The sequence below is a fragment of the Nocardia jinanensis genome, from assembly GCF_014645735.1.
Taxonomy (GTDB): Bacteria; Actinomycetota; Actinomycetes; order Mycobacteriales; family Mycobacteriaceae; genus Nocardia; species Nocardia jinanensis.
Genome location: NZ_BMMH01000006.1, coordinates 83,294 through 101,628 on the forward strand (window position 1 = coordinate 83,294; position 18,335 = coordinate 101,628).

An 18,335-nucleotide genomic window follows, 5' to 3' on the forward strand; every position below is an offset into this window, starting at 1 on the left:
CCGCCCACTCGCCAGGAAGGCACACCATGGCTGCGACCGACACCCCCTCCGCGGTGGCCGCGTGGCACCGGCTCGTCGCCGAGCCCGATACCGCGCGACTCCGGGATCTACTCGCACCCGAGGTGGTGTTCCGTTCACCGGCAGTGCACACACCGCAGGTTGGCCGCGATCGAGCCTTCGCCTACTTGTGGGCGGCCTTGCAGGTCCTCGGCCCGACATTGACCTACGGCCACCAGTGGTTCGATGACGATTCCGCCGTGCTGCGCTTCTCCGCGACCGTGGATGAGCTGGTGGTGGATGGTGTCGACCTCATCCGCTGGGATACCGACGGCCGCCTGACCGAGTTCACCGTCATGATTCGGCCTTTCAAGGCCTTGCAGGCCGTTATCGCGGCGATGGGAGCGGAACTGACACGGCAGCAGTGAACAGCGCCGGCGTAATGCCGAGAACCCGCTGATCCACACGGCTGACCTCCGGAACGCTCAGAGGGCGGTTTCTCGCCTTCCGAGCAGGTCGAGCGCGAAGGCCGAATACCGGCTCGCGATATGTTCCGGTGTGCTGGGGCCGTCGATACGGAACCACTGGGCCAGGGACGTGCACATCGTGGCGACGGCCCGTCCGGCCACGCGCGGATCCTGGGCCCGCAGGTAACCGTCGGTGATCGCGGCGGCTATCTCGTCGTCGAGTGCGTATTGGATCGCGTTGCGCGATGCGGTGATATGGCGGCGATTCTCACCGGTGAGGCTGCGCATCTCACTGGCGCCGATGAAGGCGAGCGCTCGGCGATGGGTGTGATAGAGCGCCAACGCCTCCACCATCAGGGCGACGCGGGCGATGCTCGTCGCGCCTTCCGCCCGCGCGGCGTCCACTCGCCAGTGCAGTTCGTCCATTGTGGTATCGAGTATCCGCATCAGGAGTCCCTGTTTGTCTCGATAACGGTGGTACACCCCGGGCACGCTGATACCGGCGCGGTGCGCCAGCGAACGCATCGTGGCGCCGTGATATCCCGTTTCGACGAACGATTCGAGCGCGGCGTGGAGTACCGGATCGAGGCGCAGGGGCGGGAAGTCCCGCCACCCGGCCGTCGGTCCCGGTGGGCGATCTCCATTGCTCCCGCGGGTAGCGACGGTCCGTACCGGGACGTCGCCGCCGCCGAGCAGGTCGTGCACGTCCACCTGGAGTGCCGCGGCGAACAATCGCAGGCGGTCGACGGTGACCTTGGTCTTTCCGTTCTCGATCGCGCTCAGGGTCGCCGGACTCAGCGAGAGACGGCGAGCCAATTCGCGCTGCGATATTCCCGCGGCTCGCCGAGCCGAGCGGATCGCCTCCGGTACGGCCATTGGATATGCACCTCGCTCCAGCATTCAGAAATCCTGAACATTTTGACGGTTGTTCGACACATATGCCAGGTTATAAGCCCGGCGGGCCGAACGATCGTTCCGACCCGTTTCCCGGCCCCCACCTTCGAGGAGTTTCGGATGCCCATCGATCTGTCCTGTGCGCCAGAGACCACCGAACTGGTGGAGCAGGTCCGGACCTTCGTCCGCGAGGTCGTGCTCCCGGTGGAGGACGCACACCTCGGCGATATCGCCGCCGCCGGCGGGGACACCGTGCGGGTCGAGTTGCAGCGGCAAGCGCAGCAGGCCGGGGTTTTCGCGCCGCATGCGCCGATCGAGTACGGCGGTCACGGGCTGAACATGTCCGAGCGCGCGCCGGTGTTCGAGGAGGCCGGGTACTCACTGTTCGGTCCCACGGCCCTGAATATCGCCGCGCCGGACGAAGGTAACGTCCATCTGCTGGCCCACGTCGCCGACCCGGAGCAGAAACAACAGTTCCTCGAGCCCCTCGCGCGCGGCGATATCCGTTCGGCCTTCGCGATGACCGAACCCGCACCGGGCGCGGGTTCGGATCCGGCGGCGCTGACCACCCGCGCGGTGCGCGCCGACGGCGGCTGGCGGATCACCGGCCACAAATGGTTCATCACCGGCGCAGACGGTGCGGGCTTTTTCATCATCTTCGCCCGCACCTCCGGTGAGCCGGGACAACGCGGGGGCGCCACGATGTTCCTCTGCCCGGCGGACGCACCCGGCCTGCGGGTGGGCCGGCATATCGGAACGCTGGACAAGGCCATGCTCGGTGGACACTGCGAGGTGTTCTTCGACGAGGTGTTCGTCCCGGATTCCGGCGTGCTGGGCGAAGTCGACCGCGGTTTCCAGTACGCGCAGGTACGCCTCGGGCCCGCCCGGATGACCCATGTCATGCGCTGGCTCGGCGCCGCCCGGCGCGGGCACGATATCGCAGTCGGCCATATCGCCCGGCGCGACGGATTCGGCACCAAACTCGGCGATCTCGGCATGACCCAGAAGATGGTGGCCGACAACGAGATCGATATCGCGGCGACCCGCGCCTTGCTGACCCGGGCCTGCTGGGAACTGGACCAGGGACAGCCCGCATCCGACTCGACATCCATCGCGAAGACCTTCGCCGCGGAAGCCATCTTCCGCATCGTGGACCGCAGCATCCAGATGTGCGGGGGCCTGGGTGTTTCCGACGATCTGCCGCTGGCCCGGCTCTCCCGCGAAGTCCGGCCGTTCCGGATCTACGACGGCCCGTCCGAAGTGCACCGCTGGGCCATCGCCAAACGAGTCGTCGGCGCCGCCAAACGCGCCGCGAAGGAAAACCAATGAGCACGCCCGGCATGGACGTCGCCGCATTACGCCGATACCTGATCGACGCGGGTGTACCCGTGCGTGGCGAACTGCGGGTCGAACTGATCAGCGGCGGACGATCCAACCTGACCTTCAAGGCCTACGACGACGAATCGACCTGGGTGGTACGGCGACCGCCGACGAGCGGACTGACTCCTTCCGCGCACGATATGTCGCGCGAGTACACCGTCGCCGGCCGGCTCCAGGGCACCCCGGTACCGGTCGCCCGAACCGTCACCTTCGATTCGGCGGGCACCGCACTCGGCGCCCCGATGACCGTCGTCGAATACGTCGACGGGCTCGTGATCCGAGACCGGGCAGATCTCGCGGCGCTCACCGACGCGCAGGTCGAGGCCGCCGCCGACACCCTGGTCTCGGTTCTCGTGGATCTGCACGCCGTCGACTACCAGGCGATCGGGCTCGGCGGCTTCGGCCGGCCGGATGGGTTCCTCGCTCGTCAGATCGCGCTGTGGGCTCGGCAATGGGAGCGGGTCAAAACTCGCGAACTCCCCGATGTGGCGGCGTTGCACGCGGCGTTGTCCGACGCGGTTCCGGCACATTCGGCCGCATCGATCATTCACGGCGATTTCCGTATCGACAACACCATTCTCGACGCCGCCCAGCCGAATATCGTTCGCGCAGCGGTCGACTGGGAACTCTCGACCCTCGGCGACCCGCTCACCGATATCGCCCTGATGTGCGTCTACCGCACGCCGAGCTTCGACCTCGTCCTCGGCACCGATGCCGCGTGGACCAGCCCCCGGCTGCCCGCCGCCGACGAACTCGCCCACCGGTACGCCACCCGCTCCGGCCGCGACCTCGGGAACTGGAACTTCTACACAGCACTGGCCAACTTCAAGCTGGGTGTCATCGGCGAGGGTATCGCCCATCGTGCACTGCGCGGCTCGGACGTGGGCGGCGATGCCCTGCGCGCCGCGGAGGTGACAGCAGAATTCATGGCCGCGGGATTGCGGGCTCTTTCGTAGCGCGTCCGGACCCGCCTACGATCCCGATTTCCCGCGCAGGCCACCGGCGAGGCCGCGCGGGAGAACCCATGGGAGAATACGGCTCCACAGGACGGGAGGGACAGATGGGCGCGACTGCTCACATAGGCCGCCCGATGGGAGCGGACGGAGACCGGACTCGCCGGCGGATCAAGGCTGCCACGATGAAGCACGTCGCCGAGGTCGGCTACGCCAATGCCACCATGAAAGCGATCGCCCAGGAAGCTCAGCTCACCAGCGCGGCGATCTACCACTACTTCCCGTCCAAGGAGTCGCTGGTGGTTGCCACGCTGGAGTCCGTACTAGGCGAAGTAGTGGGACGCCTCGAGGAAGCGGCGGAGCGGGAGGCCACACTGCTCGGCCGGCTGACCGCCATCCTCGAGGAGGCGCTCGCATGTGTCGAGGACTATCCGTCGGTGACCAGGTTCGAGGCGAGCATCTCGTTCGAGACCAATCGCCATCCGGACCTCTCCGCACTGCGCTCCCGCCGCCGCGAGGCCGAAGAGGAGTTGTACAGCCGGCTGATCAGCGATGCTGTGGCCCACGGTGAGCTTGCTCCCGATGTCGACGGACAGTCCCTGGTCGATGTCATTGTGTCGATTTCCTCCGGGTTGACCTACCTGTCGGCCACGTCGGTTCCGGAGCGACACCGCTGCGCCGTTCGCGCCGTGGAATCAATCCTGGATACCGGGCTACCGGTGGTCGGCAAGTAGCAGCGAACCCCGGGGATCACCCGGCACAAAACGCCCGAGTATCTGGAAGTCCGTGATGCCCTTCCGCGCACGCCGATCGGGAAGGTACGCAAGGCCGATCTCCGTCGAGAACTGCGCGTGGCGATCATCACGCGCTGCGCCATACCGCCGCTGAAACTGAAGGGCGCCGTATAGACGTTGTCGAATGCGGTGCGCAACAGCGATCCCCAGCTCGCCTGCGGCGGTGTCACGCCGAGACCGAGGAAGCCGAGGTTCGCCTCGGCGATCATCGCGATGCCGAAGAGCAGGCTGACCTGGACCAAAACGGGCGGGAAGGTATTGCGCAACACGTGGACGAACATGATGCGCAGCGGCCGGCAGCCGATGGCGACCGCCGCCTCCACGTATGTTTCCGAGCGCACCGCCATCGTGGCACCGCGAACGATGCGGAAGATCGAGGGCGAGAACACGATGCCGATCGCGAACATCGACGTCGCCATGGTCACGCGGGTGGCGTCGACGAGCCGGCTGAACTGGTCCCGGCCGAGAGCATCGGTGCCCAGCCAGAATTCGCCGTTCGGCGAGACGAGGGCATGGCGCAGGTTCAGCGCATTGGGTTCGGTACCCACGATGAACGGTCCGGCCACCACGACAATAGTGATGAAGGCGAGGAACACCAGGGCGCACAGCGTCACCCGGTCGCGGCACAGTGCGCGCACGACCGCCACGACCACGGATAGGTCGGCGAAAGCGCACCTTCACATAGAACACTATGTATACTAAGTTAGGTAGATCACGCAACCCCCGGTTTGTTTCCCGACCCGAAGTGGAGCACCATGCCCCTGCTCGACGTCCGCTCCCTGTCGAAAACCTTCCCGCACGGCTCCGCATCACGGCCGGCGGTCGACGATGTGTCGTTCACCTCGAACCAAGGCGAAACCCTCGCCCCGGTAGGCGAATCAGGCGCCGGCAAGTCCACCACGGGGCCGTCGCTGATCGTGTGTGACGAGCCCGTCGCGACCCTGCTGTCGGCCATCCCCGAGATGCCCGAGACCGCAGTGGCCTGAGCGCACCCCGGAGAGAAGCACCGCGATGACAGTACGAGAAACCATCCGGGGGCGAGTACTCGTCGTACACCTGGAGCGCGAAACGAAACGCAATGCCATCGACCGCGCGATGGCCGAAGGGATCGGCGCCGCCCTCGACCGGCTCGATGACGACGACCGATTGTGGGTCGGCATCATCACGGGGACCGATTCGGTATTTTCGGCGGGGTCGGACCTGAGCAGTGGCGGTGACGCGAAGACCGACCGCGGAGGCGAATACGGGCTGATCCGGCGTCAGCGCCGAAAGCCACTGATCGCAGCGGTCGAAGGCCCTGCCCTGGGCGGGGGATTCGAGATCGCCCTCGCGTGCGATCTGGTGGTGGCCTCGACCACGGCCCGGTTCGCCCTGCCGGAAACACGGCGCGGTGTGGTCGCGACGTCGGGAGCGTTGTTCCGGGCGGTGCGGACTCTGCCACTGCCTGTCGTCAAAGAACTTCTCATCACCGGCGCCGGCCTGTCCGCCGAACGAGCCCACCACTTCGGCCTCGTCAACAGGATCGCGGAGCCGGGCACCGCACTCCGCGAAGCGCTCGTTCTGGCCGACGATATCTGCGAATCTTCACCTGTCGCGGTCCGTCAGACCCTCGCGGCGCTCGCGGACCAGTACGCGGTCGCGGACGAAATCGGTTGGGCGGCAACCGCACGAGCAATCGACGCGATCATGACCTCGGAAGATCTCCAGGAGGGTGTACAGGCGTTCTTCGAGCGCCGCAGGCCGGAATGGCGAGGACGATGACGACCGGAGGGTCCGCGGCCGTGGACCCTCCGGCGCATACTTATCGGCTGCCGCCCTTCGGGAAGTGTTCGGCGCGGAGTTCGGCCTTGCGGATCTTGCCGAGTGCCGTCCGGGGCAGCGCATCGACCACGACGAGCCGCTCGGGTGTCTTCTGTTTCGCGAGACCGGATTTCGCGAAATGCTCGCGGATGCCGTCGAGATCGATCTCGGTGCCCGGCACCGGCACCACGACGGCGGCGACCACTTCCCCGAACCGGGGATCGGGAGCGGCCACGATGGCCGCCTCGGCCACTGCCGGGTGGGTCACCAGTACATCCTCGAGCTGGCCCGACGAGATGGTCTCCCCCGCCCGGATCACGACGTCCTTGATGCGATCGGTGATCGTGAGCCGCCCGTCGGCGTCGAGATGGCCGAGGTCACCGGTGCGCATCCAGCCGTCGGCGGTGAATGCCGAGGCGTTGAGCGTTTCGTCGCGGTACCCGACGAATTGATCGGGCCCGCGCGTGACGACCTCGCCATCGTCTCCGGGCGCCACGTCGGCGCCCGACTCGTCGACGATGCGCACCCGCACACCGGGAAGTGGCGCACCATCGGTGCCGAGGCGCGCGGGCTCGGGGTCGCTCGCGGTGCCCGAGGTGATGGTGGGTTGTTCGGTCGATCCGTAGCAGCGGTACGTGCTGATACCGGCAGCCGCTGCCCGGCGGACCAGGTCCTCGGGCACCGTCGCCGCGCCGATGAGGAATTCACGTAGCGTCGCCAGCTTGCCGGTGACATCTCCGAGGTCGAGCATGCCCATGAGGTGGAAGGGCGTACCCGAGGTCGCGGTGACGCGGTGCCGGGTGACCAGTTCGACGGCCAGCGCCGGATCCCAGGTATCCATGTAGACGGTGTCCTGACCGTGCAGCAGCGGCCGCAGCACACTGCCCACGCCCGCGATATGCCCGGGCGGGAACGAGACGAGCTGGACGGCGTCGGCACCGGATCCCAGGTACTGCGGCGCCGACCACTGCTCGGCGAGCAGCGAATTATGGCTGTGCTGTACGCCCTTCGGAGCAGAAGTGGTGCCGGAGGTGTAGATGAGCAAGGCGATATCGTCGGACCGGACGGCCGGGCGGGTGTACACCGCCGCGGTGGTGACGAACTCGTCCCATCCGACCGCGCCGGCGGGAACCGTACCGCCGCCCACGACGATCTGTTCCAGGCCGGGTATCCCGGCGTAGGAGGCGACGCGGTCGCCGTATTCGACCGAACGCCAGCGGTCGAGCTGGACGAGGACCTTGGCACCCGACTGTTCGAGGATGAAGCGGACCTCGTTCGGCCCGTAGATGTGCACGATCGGGACGAGGACCGCACCGGCGAGCAGTACCGCCGCGTAGGCGATCGATGCCTCGATCCGGTTGGGAAGCTGCACCGCGACGGTATCGCCGGGACGGACGCCACGCTCCTGTAGCGCCGCGGCCACCCGCCGCGCCAGCGTGTGGATCTCACCGACCGTCGTCACGAGTTGCGTTCCGCCGGTACCGGCGTATACGACGGTCGCCGCCGCTCCCGCGACACAGCTCTCGGCGAGCACGTCGGGCCACGTGCGGTCGCTGTAGAAGCCCTCGCGGTACCACATCGCGCGTAACGCGGCGGGATCGTAGGTGGTGATCTCGGGTGCTGTCATCTCGGCGCCTCGGTTCGCTTCGGGGTCATGATCTGTCTTCTCCGGCCTGCCGTCCACCGGCGCTGCGAGGCCGTGTGGGCGAGCACGCGTTGTCGTGGTGCGCGCGGTCTACTGCGACCACCGCGCCGCGAGGAACGAACCCGGCGCCGTCGTATCGACCGCCACCGAACGGTGCGCGAGAAGCCAGCGGTCGCCGACCGGGACGAACACATCCCGGTATCGGCCCCAGTGGTCCGCACCGTCGGGCCCGAACACCACGAAATAGGCACGGGTGTCGATACGCTCGGCAGTGATCGAATCGAACACCGGATCGGCGACGAAATGTCGCTGGAAGAATTTCGCTCCCGAGCTCGTCCGCGGGGGTTCGGCGGACGCAGTGCCGGCACCGAGCATCGCGACGATCGCGTCCCGCCCCGTCGCGGTGGACCTGCCCTTGATCTCGAGCGTGCCGTCCGGAGCGAAGCATTCGGCGAGTTCGTTGAGCTTCCCACCGTCGCCGGCGTGCGCGTACCGGGCGATCGTGTCGCGGACGCCTTCGCGAGCGAGCAGTTCCGTGAGGTCCATCGTCATAACGCCGTCAGCCACGTGCCGCGCGGCTTCGGCGCGGACCTGTCACCGGGGCCGGTATCGATCGGGTCCACTTCGGCTCCGTTTCGCTCGAGGTATGCCATGCTCGGACGCGGGTGTTGCCGAAGCCACACCATCGCTCAGAACAAGTATTACCTATCTAACTAGGTAGACGGCAAGGTTTCGTCGAACTCGGCCGCATATTCCCGGTACCCATGACATTGCTCGCGTCGGCGAAGCACTCACCGAGATCTCCGTCGTGCGAAACATTACACACCAAGTAAGCTATGTAATCCTCGCCGCTCCACGAGGCGCAGGCTCGACGAGAGTCCCGGGAGGACGCCATGAAGGTTCTTGTTTTCGGCGCGGGCGGGTTCCTCGGTTCCGCGCTCGTCCGGCGTTTCGTAGCCGGTGGGCACACCGTGCGCGGCCTGGTCCGCAACGACGCCGCCGCGGACGCGCTCCGGGCGGCCGGGGCCGAACCCGTGCTCGGCGACCTGCTCACCGACCCCGCGGCCACCGTGGCCCACGCGGCCGCCGCCGATATCGTCGTATACGCCGCACAGCTACTGCTCGAGCCCGAACGGCGCACCGTCGAGGCGTTGATCGACACTCTCGCGGGGACCGGGAAGACGCTGCTCTTCACGTCCGGCACCGGTGTCCTGTCGCAGCGCACCGACGGCGAGTGGAGCGAGGACACGTTCACCGAGTACGACGATTTCACCCCGTCCAAGTACATCGGCGGTCGCGTCGATACCGAGAATCTGGTGCGGGCCGCGGGTTCGCGCGGTGTCCGCGGCATTGTCGTGCGGCCCGCGATGATATGGGGTCACGGCCGCTCCCCCATGCTCGACGGCTTCCGCACGTCGATCGAGAAAACGGGCACGGTCTGCTATATCGGCCGCGGCCTGAATCTGTATTCGAACGTCCACGTCGACGACGTCGCCGAGATCTTCTACCTCGCGGCCGAGAAGGCGCCGGCGGGCGCGCTGTACCACGCGGTGTCGGGGGAAACGAATTTCCGCACGATCGCCGAGGCCCTCGCACGCCGGCACGGCGTACCGGCCCGCAGCATCGACCTGTCCGAAGGTGTGGAGATATGGGGCACCTTCGCCGCACTGATCGTCTTCTCGACGTGCAGCCGCACCCGTGCGCCCCGGTCGCGCCACGAGCTCGGCTGGCAACCGCATCCCGACCGGCTCGATGTGCTGGCCGAGCTCGACCTTCCGGTGGATGTGACCTGACCACCGGCGGCACCGGCCGCCGACGAACGCGAGTGCCGGTAATGCGGAAGGACCCGTCGGACAACAGGATCCGGACGCGCGATGCCAGGGGAGGTTCGAAAATCCGGACCTGCCCGGCGGAGCGATATCAGGACTTTCCGAGCAGCTTTCGGGTGAGGTTCTGGAACTGCGGCGAGGTCAGCAGATGACCCTGGAGGGCGCCGGCCTCGTCGAAGTTCTCGTCCACCGGCCAGGCCGCCCTGCGCGCCAATGCGGCGTAGTCGCCGAGAACGCGGCGATCGATATAGGACAGCGCCTCGACGCGAGCGAGCGACGCCGCCAGTGCGTCCGGTTCACCGCGTTCGGCCAGGCCCAGCTCCACCGCTCGATCCGCGGTGATCCGTTCCGGTGCCGCGAGCAACCGCCACAGTAGATTTGGCGCGATGCGGTGCAGCAGGGCTACGCCACCGGTTCCCGCGATCAGGCCCGCGCGGGCCCACCCTTGCATGAGAAAGCCCGCGGGGCCGACGAACCGCATATCGCACGCGAGGGCGAGGTCCATACCGAGTCCGACGGCCGCACCGTCCACGGCCGCGATGGTCGGGATCGGGCAATCACCGAGCGCGCGCACCATTGCCTGTACGCGGCGGTAGATGGTGCGATGGACCGCCTCGGGCGTCAGCGTACGGCCGAGTTCCGCGAAGTACGGCAGGTCGCCGCCCGCGGAGAATGCGCCCTCCCCGGTCAGGACGAGCGCTCGGGCATCGGGCTCGGACCCGGCCGCGGAGATGGCGTCGGACACGATATCGGCGTCGGCGGCCGACAGCGCGTTGCGCTTATCCGTCCAGCGCAGGGTGACGATCACTGCGCCGTCACGGACTTCGGTGGTTACCGGCATATCGTCTCCGTTCGTATCCGATAGCAGAACCCATCAGATAGATGACATAGTAAACTACGTCTAGCTAGTTAGCTTGCGAAACCGTCGCAGCACCGAAAGGAAATCCAGATGCAGATCAACGACAGCATCGCCGTCGTCACCGGCGGCGCCTCCGGCCTCGGCTTGGCCACCACCAAAGCCCTGCTGGCCGAAGGCGCCGTCGTCGTCATCATCGACCTGCCCTCCTCCGACGGCGAGGCGGTCGCCAAGGAACTCGGCGACCGGGTGCGCTTCGTCGCCGCGGATGTCACCGACGAGACCGCCGTCGCCGAGGCCCTCGACGTCGCCGAATCCCTGGGCCCGCTGCGTATCGCGGTGAACTGCGCCGGTATCGGCAATGCCATCAAGACTGTCGGCAAGAAGGGCGCCTTCCCCCTCGACGCCTTCACCAAGGTCGTCACCGTCAACCTCATCGGCACGTTCAACGTGATCCGCCTCGCCGCCGAACGCATCGCCCGGACCGAACCGGTCGAGGGCGAACGCGGTGTCATCATCAACACCGCCTCGGTCGCCGCCTACGAAGGCCAGATCGGCCAGGCCGCCTACTCCGCATCCAAGGGCGGGGTGGTGGGCATGACCCTGCCCATCGCCCGCGATCTCGCGTCCCTGCTCATTCGCGTCAACACGATCGCGCCGGGGCTTTTCAAGACGCCGCTGCTCGGCACCCTGCCCGACGAGGCCCAGAAATCTCTCGGCGCCCAGGTCCCGCACCCGTCCCGCCTCGGCGACCCGTCCGAGTACGGCGCCCTCGCCGCGCATATCGTCGCCAACCCCATGCTCAACGGTGAAACCATCCGCCTCGACGGCGCGATCCGGATGGCGCCCCGCTGAAACCCCCGGCGTTCCGCGCCTGCAAGACGTCGGATACGTGCGTGATCCGCCGGCGATGAAGGCGGAGCCGCCGAAAACGTCCGTTCCCACGGTCCTACGCAGCGGCGCGAGCTGCTGCGTAGGACATGAGCGGCAAACGTAGACACCCGACCGCCCGCAGCCGGTTCTGCCGAAGATGCCCGGGCTGCCGGAAAGACGCAGCCACGAGCGCGCCCGCCGCGCCGACGGCCGACACGGCCATCGAGTTCGAACCACCACGACACACACCTGCAGCACAGCAGCGGCACCACACCTCGACCACTGGTCCGGTGCAGGACTGCCGAAGAAATCCTCGACTCTCCGTGCTGAACACCTGCGGTCGATTTCGGGTGCCGAAACTCTAGCCGACGTCCACGACCGACCTGGTGAGGTCGTCGATGAACTCGTGTACACCGCCCTGCGGCCACACGTCGCGAACCGACAGGTCGAGCATCAAACGACCGTGCACGGCCGACCATAAGGACAGTGCCGCCTCCCGCGGGGCCATCGTCAGCCGCATACCTTCCTCCGCGAGCCACGTCACCGCGACCCGCCAGCGCTCGGCCACATCACCGGAGTTGGCGCCGTCGTCTCCCACCGCCTCCGGGGACACCGTGAAGATCAACCGGAAGCCGGCCGGGTTCTGCTGCGCGAAATCACAGTAGCTGTGCGCTACCGCCGCGAACCTCGCCGCGGGCCGCAGGCTCGCCGCGTCCTGTGCCGCTTGATCCATCTGCTCCAGCAGTCGGTCGAACAGGCAGTGCATGGCAGTACGCCCCAGCGTCTCCTTATCGGGAAAGTGCTGGTAAATGGCCGGTGGCGTGATGTTGGCCTCCTTGGCCACCTCCCGCAGCGACAGCGGAATGGGGCTCATCCGCTCCTCGTCGGCGATCAGCCGGAGCATCGCTTCCAGGATTTCGGTGCGCAGTCTGCCGCCTTCGCCCCGGGCATTGCGCGACCTGGCAAGACCCGGAGAACCAGACGTACCGGTCGAATCGGCGGATGAGGACATGCTTCCCAGGTTCGCACAACGCAAACCTGAAGCGAACATGACGCACACAACAGATGCCAACCGGAGAATCGCCTTTTCAACCAAACTAAACACTTGTAAATTTATATATGGAAAGTTAAAGACGGGCCGGCGTATTCCGACCCCTACCAGGGAGAACCCATGCAGATATTGATCGAAGAGGACAAGTGCTGCGGCGCCGGACAGTGTGTACTGGCCGCCCCGGAGGTCTTTGATCAGCGCGACGAGGACGGCGTCGTCGTACTGCTCGACGCCGAGCCCGGTGCGGATCAGTACGAAAACATCCGCAACGCAGCCGCCATCTGCCCCGCCGCGGCCATCGAGTTGCGGGAATGAGGCCGGCGCCACGCAGGGTCCTCGTCGTCGGGGCCTCGGCGGCCGGGTTGTCCGTAGTCGAGGGGCTTCGCCGCGCGGGGTACGAGGACGCACTCACTCTTGTCGGCGACGAACCGCACCTGCCCTACGATCGGCCGCCGCTGTCGAAACAACTGCTGTCGGGCGCCTGGCACACCGAGAAGCTCACACTGCGCCCCGCCGAGGCCTACCAGGATCTCGGCGTCGAGCTGGAACTCGGCACCCCGGCAGCATCTCTCGACGCGTCCGCCCGCGAGGTCCGCCTCACCGACGGCACCGCACTCGGCTACGACGCCTTGGTGGTCGCCACCGGCGTGCGGGCTCGCGCCCTGCCCGGAATCGACGGGATCGAGGGGGTACACCTGCTGCGCAATCTCGAAGACGCACTGGCCCTGCAGCGATCGCTGGCCGCACGGCCCCACCTGGCGATCGTCGGCGGCGGGTTCATCGGCGCCGAGGCCGCCGCCGTGGCCCGCGAACTGGGCTGCCGGGTCACCATGATCACCGACCGGCCGGTGCCGCTGTCCGACGCCGTCGGTGCCGAGGTCGGCGACATGCTGACCACCGTGCATCGCGACCACGGGGTCGACATCGTCACCGAGGCGATGGTCGAGAGCGTCACCAGCGAAAAGGGCCGCGCCACCGGCGTGCGGCTCGTCGACGGCCGCATCGTCGACGCCGATATTGTCGTCATCGGTATCGGCACCCGGCCCAACGTCGAATGGCTCGCCGGCAGCGGCATCCCTCTCGGCAACGGCGTCGAATGCGACGAGACCCTCTCTGCCGGCAACGGCATCTGGGCAGCGGGTGACGTGGCGTCCTTCCCCGACCCGGACACCGGCGAGCGCATACGTATCGAACACCGCACCAATGCCTCCGAACAGGGATCGGCCGTGGCGCGCAATATTCTCGCCCGCGCAGGCGAGGCCACACCGTTCCGCAGTGTGCCCTACGTCTGGTCCGACCAGTACGACCTCAAGATCCAGATCTACGGCCGCAGCCGCGGTGCCGACCGCATCCACGTCGTCGACGGCGATATCGCGGAGCGCAAGTTCACCGCGCTGTGCGCACGCGACGGCCGGGTGACCGCCGCTCTCGGCGTGAACATGGTCCGCCCGCTGCGTGCCCTGCGGTCCGTGGTCGCCGACCGCACCGATTGGACAACCGCCATGGCCGCGCACAGCCCCGCAGCCTGACCACACCACTACGCAAGGAGCAGCCTTGACGACCACCGAGCAACCCCGAGCCCCTCAATTCCCGCTGCACCGCGGATGCCCGTTCGCCCCGCCCGAACAGGCCACCGAATTCCGGGCGGAAGGCGCCCCACGGCGCGTGCGGATCTGGAGTGGCGCCCAGCCCTGGCTGATCACCCGCCATGACCAGATCCGCGAAGTACTCGGCGCCACCGATCGCTTCGGCGCCGATGTGACCGTGCCCGGCTTTCCCAGCACCAGCGATGCCCAGCCACATGTGGAAGGCGATCTCTTCTTCCGCAAGGACGGCGCCGAGCATCTGCCGACCCGGCGCGTCCTCAACCCCGATTTCACCGCGAAACGGTCCGAAGCGTTACGCCCCAGAATGATCGAGCTCACCGATCAGCTGATCGACCGGCTGGAAACCATGGAGCGCCCGGTCGACCTGATCGAACATTTCGCGCTCGCCCTGCCCACCGTCATCATCTGCGAAGTACTCGGGGTGCCGCCGGAGGACAGCCCGCGGGTCCACGAAGCGTCCAAGAAGGTGGTGCAACTCAGCATTTCCAAGGACGAAAAGCTCGCCGCCATGCAAGATATGCACGACGTTCTGCAGAAGCACGCGGAACGCAAGCGCACCGAGCCGGACAACGGTCTGCTGTCCCGCCTCGTCAACGAGTACGTCGACGAGAAAGGGCAATTCGATTTCGACTACGCCATTCGTCTCGGCATGCTCGCGATCAGCGCCGGGCACGAAACCACCGCCAACATGATCGGCCTCGGGATCCTGGCTCTCATCCGCGAACCCGAGCAGCGCCGGATCCTGCTGTCCGACCCGGACAAATACGCCGCCACCTGCGTCGAAGAGATGATGCGCTACTGGAGCATGGTGCAGACCGAACCGCGCCGTGTCTGCCTACAGGACACCGAAATCGGTGGCGTTCTCATCCGCGCCGGTGAAGGCGTCATCTGCAACCTGCCCGCCGCCAACCGCGACCCCGACGTGTTCGACAACCCCGAAGTCCTGGACATCACGCGCGTGGAGCGCCGGCATATCGGGTTCGGGTTCGGCGTCCACCAGTGCCTCGGCCAGAACCTCTCCCGCGTCGAGATGCAGGTGGCCTGGCCCCGGCTCTTCCAGCGTCTGCCCGACCTGCGGCTGACCGTCGACGAAACCGACCTGCACTTCCACAACGACGCGCTCACATACGGCCTCGAAGAACTGCCGGTCACCTGGTGAAAGGACCCGATATGACGGAAGATTCGTTCGCGCACCTACGGGAGCGCGGTATGCGGCGGATGCTGGAGGTAACCTGCGCCGACGAGACCACCCCGGCGCCGCCGATCGAGCCGCGTTCGGTCGAGGACCACGCCGTCACAGTCGTTTTCGGCGATCTGTGGTGCGGCGAGGCGCTCAGCGACCGGGACCGCAGACTGATCACTCTCGGGGTCCTCGGCGCGCTCGGCGCGGAGCGCGAACTGCCCTGGCATATCAAGGGCGCGCTCGAGTCCGGAGACCTCACGCCCGAGCAACTGCGTGAGGTGACGCTGCAGATCGCCCATTACGCGGGTGTGCCCCGGGGAGCGAGTATGTCGGCGATCATCCGCGAAACCACCGGAGCCACGTCCCCCGACGAGAAAGGCGGACAGCGATGACCGGCAGGCTCGACGGGCGCGTCGCGGTCGTGGTCGGGGGTGGCCAGACACCGGGCGCCACGCTCGGCAACGGACGCGCCGTAGCGTGCGCCTTCGCGCGCGAAGGCGCGAATGTCCTGGTCGTGGACCGCGACGCCGATTCGGCCGAGGACACTGCGGAGCTCATCCGGCAGGACGGCGGATTCGCCGTCTCGCACCGCGCGGACATCACTGTCGAACAGGATTGCGCGAGCATCCTCGACGCCGCACTGGCCGCATACGGCCAAGTCGACGTGCTGCACAACAACGTCGGCATCGTCCCGGCCGGCCGCACCGAGGACATCACGGCCGAGACCTGGCGGCACGGTTTCGAGGTGAACCTCACCGGCATGTGGCTCACGTGCAAGTACGTGCTGCCCCATATGCGCACCAGGCGAACCGGCGCAGTGATCAATATTTCGTCGATGGCCGGACTGCTGTACGCCGGCGACAACATCACCTACAGCACCTCCAAGGCCGCCGTGCATTCGATGACCCGCAGCCTCGCCATCGAATACGCGCCCCACGGCGTCCGGGTCAACTGCATCGCCCCGGGCATGATGGATACACCGATGGGTGTCGACGCCACCGCCCGCGCCACCGGGACCGACCGCGCGCAGATCGCCGCGAAGCGCGCGGCGATGGTCCCGATGGGGCATCAGGGCACCAGCGACGACGTCGCCAGGGCTGCCCTGTTCTTCGCCACGGACGACTCCGCGTTCATCACCGGCACCGTTCTTCCGGTGGACGGCGGATTCACCCTGCGGGCCGGACTGCTCTGACCACCCCGGACACGCGGGGCGAGGGCCGAACCGGCCGATCCGGCTCCGGCCGGCCGTGACCAGGGATCGTGCGGTGATTCGATCGATGTGCGGGACGAACCGCGCAGAACGGGTCACCGCACGTCCAGGGACCCGGGCACCCGACGTTCCCGAAGCCGGGTGCGGTGGTGCGGGTCCCGGCACGCTGTGCCGCACAGTGTGGAAAGGGTTCCCGCGACCCCACGGAGGACCGCGAACGCACCGTCGTTCAGCTCGAGGTCCGCGGCGGCCCGGCTTCCGCGTAGCCGGCCGACAGTTCGCGCCGCAAGATCTTGCCGCTCGGCAACCGTGGTATCACACCGAATCCGACCGAACGGGGCGCCTTGTAGTGCGCGATCTTCGCACGGCAGTAGTCGATCAGTTCTCGCTCGAGCTCCGGGCCCGGCGTCGCTCCGGCGGCAGGCTGGACCACGGCGTGCACTCGCTGGCCCATCTCGTCGTCCGGCAACCCGATCACCGCCACGTCGAGCACCGCGGGATGCAGGGTGAGGGCGTCTTCGATCTCCTGCGGATAGATGTTCACTCCGCCGGACAGGATCAGATCGGACCGGCGGGCGGACAGGTAGAGGTAGCCGTCCTCGTCGATATGCCCGAGGTCCCCGAGGGTGTTCCAGCCCTTGTCGTTGAACGCCTCCGCGGTTTTGGCGGCGTCGCCGAGGTACTCGAATCGTTCGATCTCGCTGAACCAGACGGTGCCCACCTCGCCCGGAGCGACGTCGTTGCCGTCGTCGTCGCAGATGTGCACGACGCCCCGGACGGCCCGGCCGACCGATCCCGGATGGGCGAGCCAGTCCGGGGTATCGATCATGAAGAACCCGGTTCCTTCGCTGCCGGAGTAGAACTCGGTCAGCGTGGGTCCGAACCATTCGATCATTCGCCGTTTGACCTCGACCGGGCACGGCGCGGCGGCGTGCACGACGAGCCGGAGACTCGAGACGTCGTAGCGGTCCCGGATATCGTCGTCGAGTTTGAGCATCCGCACGAACATGGTGGGGACGAACTGCGCGTGGGTCACCTTGCGCTCGTCGATGAGGTGGAGGGTGCGCTCGGCGTCGAACTTCTCCATGACGACCGCGGTGCCGCCGTTGCGCACGGTGCCGATCGTCCAGCCCAGCGGCGCCGCATGGTAGAGCGGGCCCGGACTGAGGTAGATGGTGTCCGGGCCGAAACCGAACGCGGTACCCATCAGGTGGTCGATGGCCAGTCCGGTGCCGAACGGCCGCCCGGTCAGTGCCGGGAGGATCCCCTTGGGACGCCCGGTCGTTCCGGACGAGTACAGCATGTACTGGCCCTCGGTCTCGTCGGCTATCGGTGTGACCGGAAGGTCGGCGACCGCGTCTTCGAGCCGTTCGGCGCCTTCGACGTTTCCCCCGGCCACCAGCCGCGACTGCAGCCCGGGTGCAGCGGCTTCGGCCGCGGCGGCGAGGTCGGCCAGCGCTGCCGAATGGATGAGCATGCGTGCGCCGCAGTTCGCGACGATATAGGACGCCTCGTCGGCGCTGAGGTGCCAGTTGACCGGCGTGTAGAGCAGGCCGGACCGCTGGGCAGCCCAGGCGACCGGGAAGACCTCGAGCTGATTCTGCATCAGGATCGCGAGGTGATCGCCGGGACCCAGCCCTCGGGACCGGAAGAGGTGCGCGATCCGGTTCGAGCGTTCCTCGAGTTCGCGATAGGTCAACGTATCGCCGCTGCCCGCCATCACGATCGCGGGTTTGTCGCCGTACCGCGCGGCCAGTTCGGTGAGGTTCATGCTGCCCCACTCCTTCTTGTCGGGC

20 protein-coding genes are annotated in these 18,335 nt (G+C 67.3%); 13 read left to right on the top strand and 7 right to left on the bottom strand.

Going from position 1 to position 18,335, the window contains the following annotated elements:
- Window positions 1-26: 26 nt before the first annotated feature.
- Window positions 27-425 carry a nuclear transport factor 2 family protein gene (locus IEY68_RS15890; protein WP_062999382.1) on the top strand — a complete coding sequence of 133 codons (399 nt, stop codon included), beginning with the start codon at window positions 27-29 and terminating at the stop codon, window positions 423-425.
- A gap of 57 nt (window positions 426-482) precedes the next feature.
- Here the strand turns inward: IEY68_RS15890 and IEY68_RS15895 are convergent, their stop codons facing one another.
- On the bottom strand, window positions 483-1,340 hold the full coding sequence (locus tag IEY68_RS15895; RefSeq protein WP_229718819.1) for a TetR-type transcription factor C-terminal domain-containing protein: 858 nt from the start codon (window positions 1,338-1,340) through the stop codon (window positions 483-485).
- Window positions 1,341-1,478: 138 nt separating this feature from the next.
- Here IEY68_RS15895 and IEY68_RS15900 point away from each other — a divergent pair, with 138 nt between their 5' ends.
- The 3 genes from IEY68_RS15900 to IEY68_RS15910 all read left to right on the top strand — a co-directional run bounded on the left by IEY68_RS15900 (window position 1,479) and on the right by IEY68_RS15910 (window position 4,425).
- The gene (locus IEY68_RS15900; RefSeq protein ID WP_062999386.1) at window positions 1,479-2,687 is read left to right on the top strand and encodes an acyl-CoA dehydrogenase family protein; all 1,209 of its coding nucleotides are present in this window, start codon (window positions 1,479-1,481) and stop codon (window positions 2,685-2,687) included.
- On the top strand, window positions 2,684-3,694 hold the full coding sequence (locus IEY68_RS15905) for a phosphotransferase family protein (RefSeq protein WP_062999388.1): 1,011 nt from the start codon (window positions 2,684-2,686) through the stop codon (window positions 3,692-3,694). The genes IEY68_RS15900 and IEY68_RS15905 overlap by 4 nt, the downstream gene beginning before the upstream one ends.
- 182 nt (window positions 3,695-3,876) lie before the next feature.
- On the top strand, window positions 3,877-4,425 hold the full coding sequence (locus tag IEY68_RS15910; protein ID WP_229718820.1) for a TetR/AcrR family transcriptional regulator: 549 nt from the start codon (window positions 3,877-3,879) through the stop codon (window positions 4,423-4,425).
- Here the strand turns inward: IEY68_RS15910 and IEY68_RS15915 are convergent.
- Window positions 4,329-5,138 (bottom strand): ABC transporter permease, encoded by an 810-nt coding sequence (locus IEY68_RS15915; RefSeq protein ID WP_229718821.1) that lies wholly within the window; start codon window positions 5,136-5,138, stop codon window positions 4,329-4,331. The genes IEY68_RS15910 and IEY68_RS15915 overlap by 97 nt on opposite strands.
- Before the next feature lie 102 nt (window positions 5,139-5,240).
- Between IEY68_RS15915 and IEY68_RS36930 the strand changes: the two genes are divergently transcribed.
- Window positions 5,241-5,471, top strand: coding sequence for an ATP-binding cassette domain-containing protein (locus IEY68_RS36930; RefSeq protein ID WP_062999394.1), 231 nt, complete (start codon window positions 5,241-5,243; stop codon window positions 5,469-5,471).
- Between the two features lie 25 nt (window positions 5,472-5,496).
- Window positions 5,497-6,246 (top strand): enoyl-CoA hydratase-related protein, encoded by a 750-nt coding sequence (locus tag IEY68_RS15925; RefSeq protein ID WP_062999396.1) that lies wholly within the window; start codon window positions 5,497-5,499, stop codon window positions 6,244-6,246.
- Window positions 6,247-6,286: 40 nt separating this feature from the next.
- On the opposite strand, the gene IEY68_RS15930 is transcribed toward IEY68_RS15925, so the two are convergent.
- Together IEY68_RS15930 and IEY68_RS15935 are read right to left on the bottom strand one after the other, a co-directional pair.
- Window positions 6,287-7,912, bottom strand: coding sequence for an AMP-binding protein (locus IEY68_RS15930; RefSeq protein WP_062999398.1), 1,626 nt, complete (start codon window positions 7,910-7,912; stop codon window positions 6,287-6,289).
- A gap of 108 nt (window positions 7,913-8,020) precedes the next feature.
- The gene (locus IEY68_RS15935; RefSeq protein WP_062999559.1) at window positions 8,021-8,476 is read right to left on the bottom strand and encodes a nuclear transport factor 2 family protein; all 456 of its coding nucleotides are present in this window, start codon (window positions 8,474-8,476) and stop codon (window positions 8,021-8,023) included.
- Window positions 8,477-8,823: 347 nt separating this feature from the next.
- Here IEY68_RS15935 and IEY68_RS15940 point away from each other — a divergent pair, with 347 nt between their 5' ends.
- Window positions 8,824-9,723, top strand: coding sequence for an NAD-dependent epimerase/dehydratase family protein (locus IEY68_RS15940; protein ID WP_062999400.1), 900 nt, complete (start codon window positions 8,824-8,826; stop codon window positions 9,721-9,723).
- 127 nt (window positions 9,724-9,850) lie between these two features.
- Here IEY68_RS15940 and IEY68_RS15945 read toward each other — a convergent pair whose 3' ends face one another.
- The gene (locus IEY68_RS15945) at window positions 9,851-10,600 is read right to left on the bottom strand and encodes an enoyl-CoA hydratase/isomerase family protein (RefSeq protein ID WP_062999402.1); all 750 of its coding nucleotides are present in this window, start codon (window positions 10,598-10,600) and stop codon (window positions 9,851-9,853) included.
- A 108-nt stretch (window positions 10,601-10,708) separates the two neighbouring features.
- Here IEY68_RS15945 and IEY68_RS15950 point away from each other — a divergent pair, with 108 nt between their 5' ends.
- Window positions 10,709-11,470 (top strand): 3-hydroxyacyl-CoA dehydrogenase, encoded by a 762-nt coding sequence (locus tag IEY68_RS15950; RefSeq protein ID WP_062999403.1) that lies wholly within the window; start codon window positions 10,709-10,711, stop codon window positions 11,468-11,470.
- Window positions 11,471-11,849: 379 nt separating this feature from the next.
- Here the strand turns inward: IEY68_RS15950 and IEY68_RS15955 are convergent, their stop codons facing one another.
- Window positions 11,850-12,500, bottom strand: a complete 651-nt coding sequence (locus IEY68_RS15955; protein WP_062999405.1) for a TetR/AcrR family transcriptional regulator — start codon at window positions 12,498-12,500, stop codon at window positions 11,850-11,852.
- Between the two features lie 105 nt (window positions 12,501-12,605).
- Here IEY68_RS15955 and IEY68_RS15960 point away from each other — a divergent pair, with 105 nt between their 5' ends.
- The 5 genes from IEY68_RS15960 to IEY68_RS15980 are packed head-to-tail and all read left to right on the top strand — an operon-like array spanning window position 12,606 to window position 16,521.
- Complete coding sequence (locus IEY68_RS15960; RefSeq protein ID WP_268241630.1) at window positions 12,606-12,854, top strand: ferredoxin; 249 nt, start codon at window positions 12,606-12,608, stop codon at window positions 12,852-12,854.
- Window positions 12,851-14,068 (top strand): NAD(P)/FAD-dependent oxidoreductase, encoded by a 1,218-nt coding sequence (locus IEY68_RS15965; RefSeq protein ID WP_062999409.1) that lies wholly within the window; start codon window positions 12,851-12,853, stop codon window positions 14,066-14,068. Before IEY68_RS15960 ends, IEY68_RS15965 begins: the two co-directional genes overlap by 4 nt.
- 25 nt (window positions 14,069-14,093) lie before the next feature.
- Window positions 14,094-15,305, top strand: coding sequence for a cytochrome P450 (locus tag IEY68_RS15970; RefSeq protein WP_062999411.1), 1,212 nt, complete (start codon window positions 14,094-14,096; stop codon window positions 15,303-15,305).
- Window positions 15,306-15,316: 11 nt separating this feature from the next.
- Entirely contained in the window at window positions 15,317-15,721 is a 405-nt protein-coding gene (locus tag IEY68_RS15975) for a carboxymuconolactone decarboxylase family protein (protein ID WP_189094330.1), read from the top strand.
- Window positions 15,718-16,521: an SDR family NAD(P)-dependent oxidoreductase gene (locus tag IEY68_RS15980; protein ID WP_062999415.1), complete on the top strand. Its 804-nt coding sequence runs from the start codon at window positions 15,718-15,720 to the stop codon at window positions 16,519-16,521. Before IEY68_RS15975 ends, IEY68_RS15980 begins: the two co-directional genes overlap by 4 nt.
- Before the next feature lie 247 nt (window positions 16,522-16,768).
- On the opposite strand, the gene IEY68_RS15985 is transcribed toward IEY68_RS15980, so the two are convergent.
- Complete coding sequence (locus IEY68_RS15985; protein ID WP_062999417.1) at window positions 16,769-18,310, bottom strand: acyl-CoA synthetase; 1,542 nt, start codon at window positions 18,308-18,310, stop codon at window positions 16,769-16,771.
- Between the last annotated feature and the right edge of the window lie 25 nt (window positions 18,311-18,335).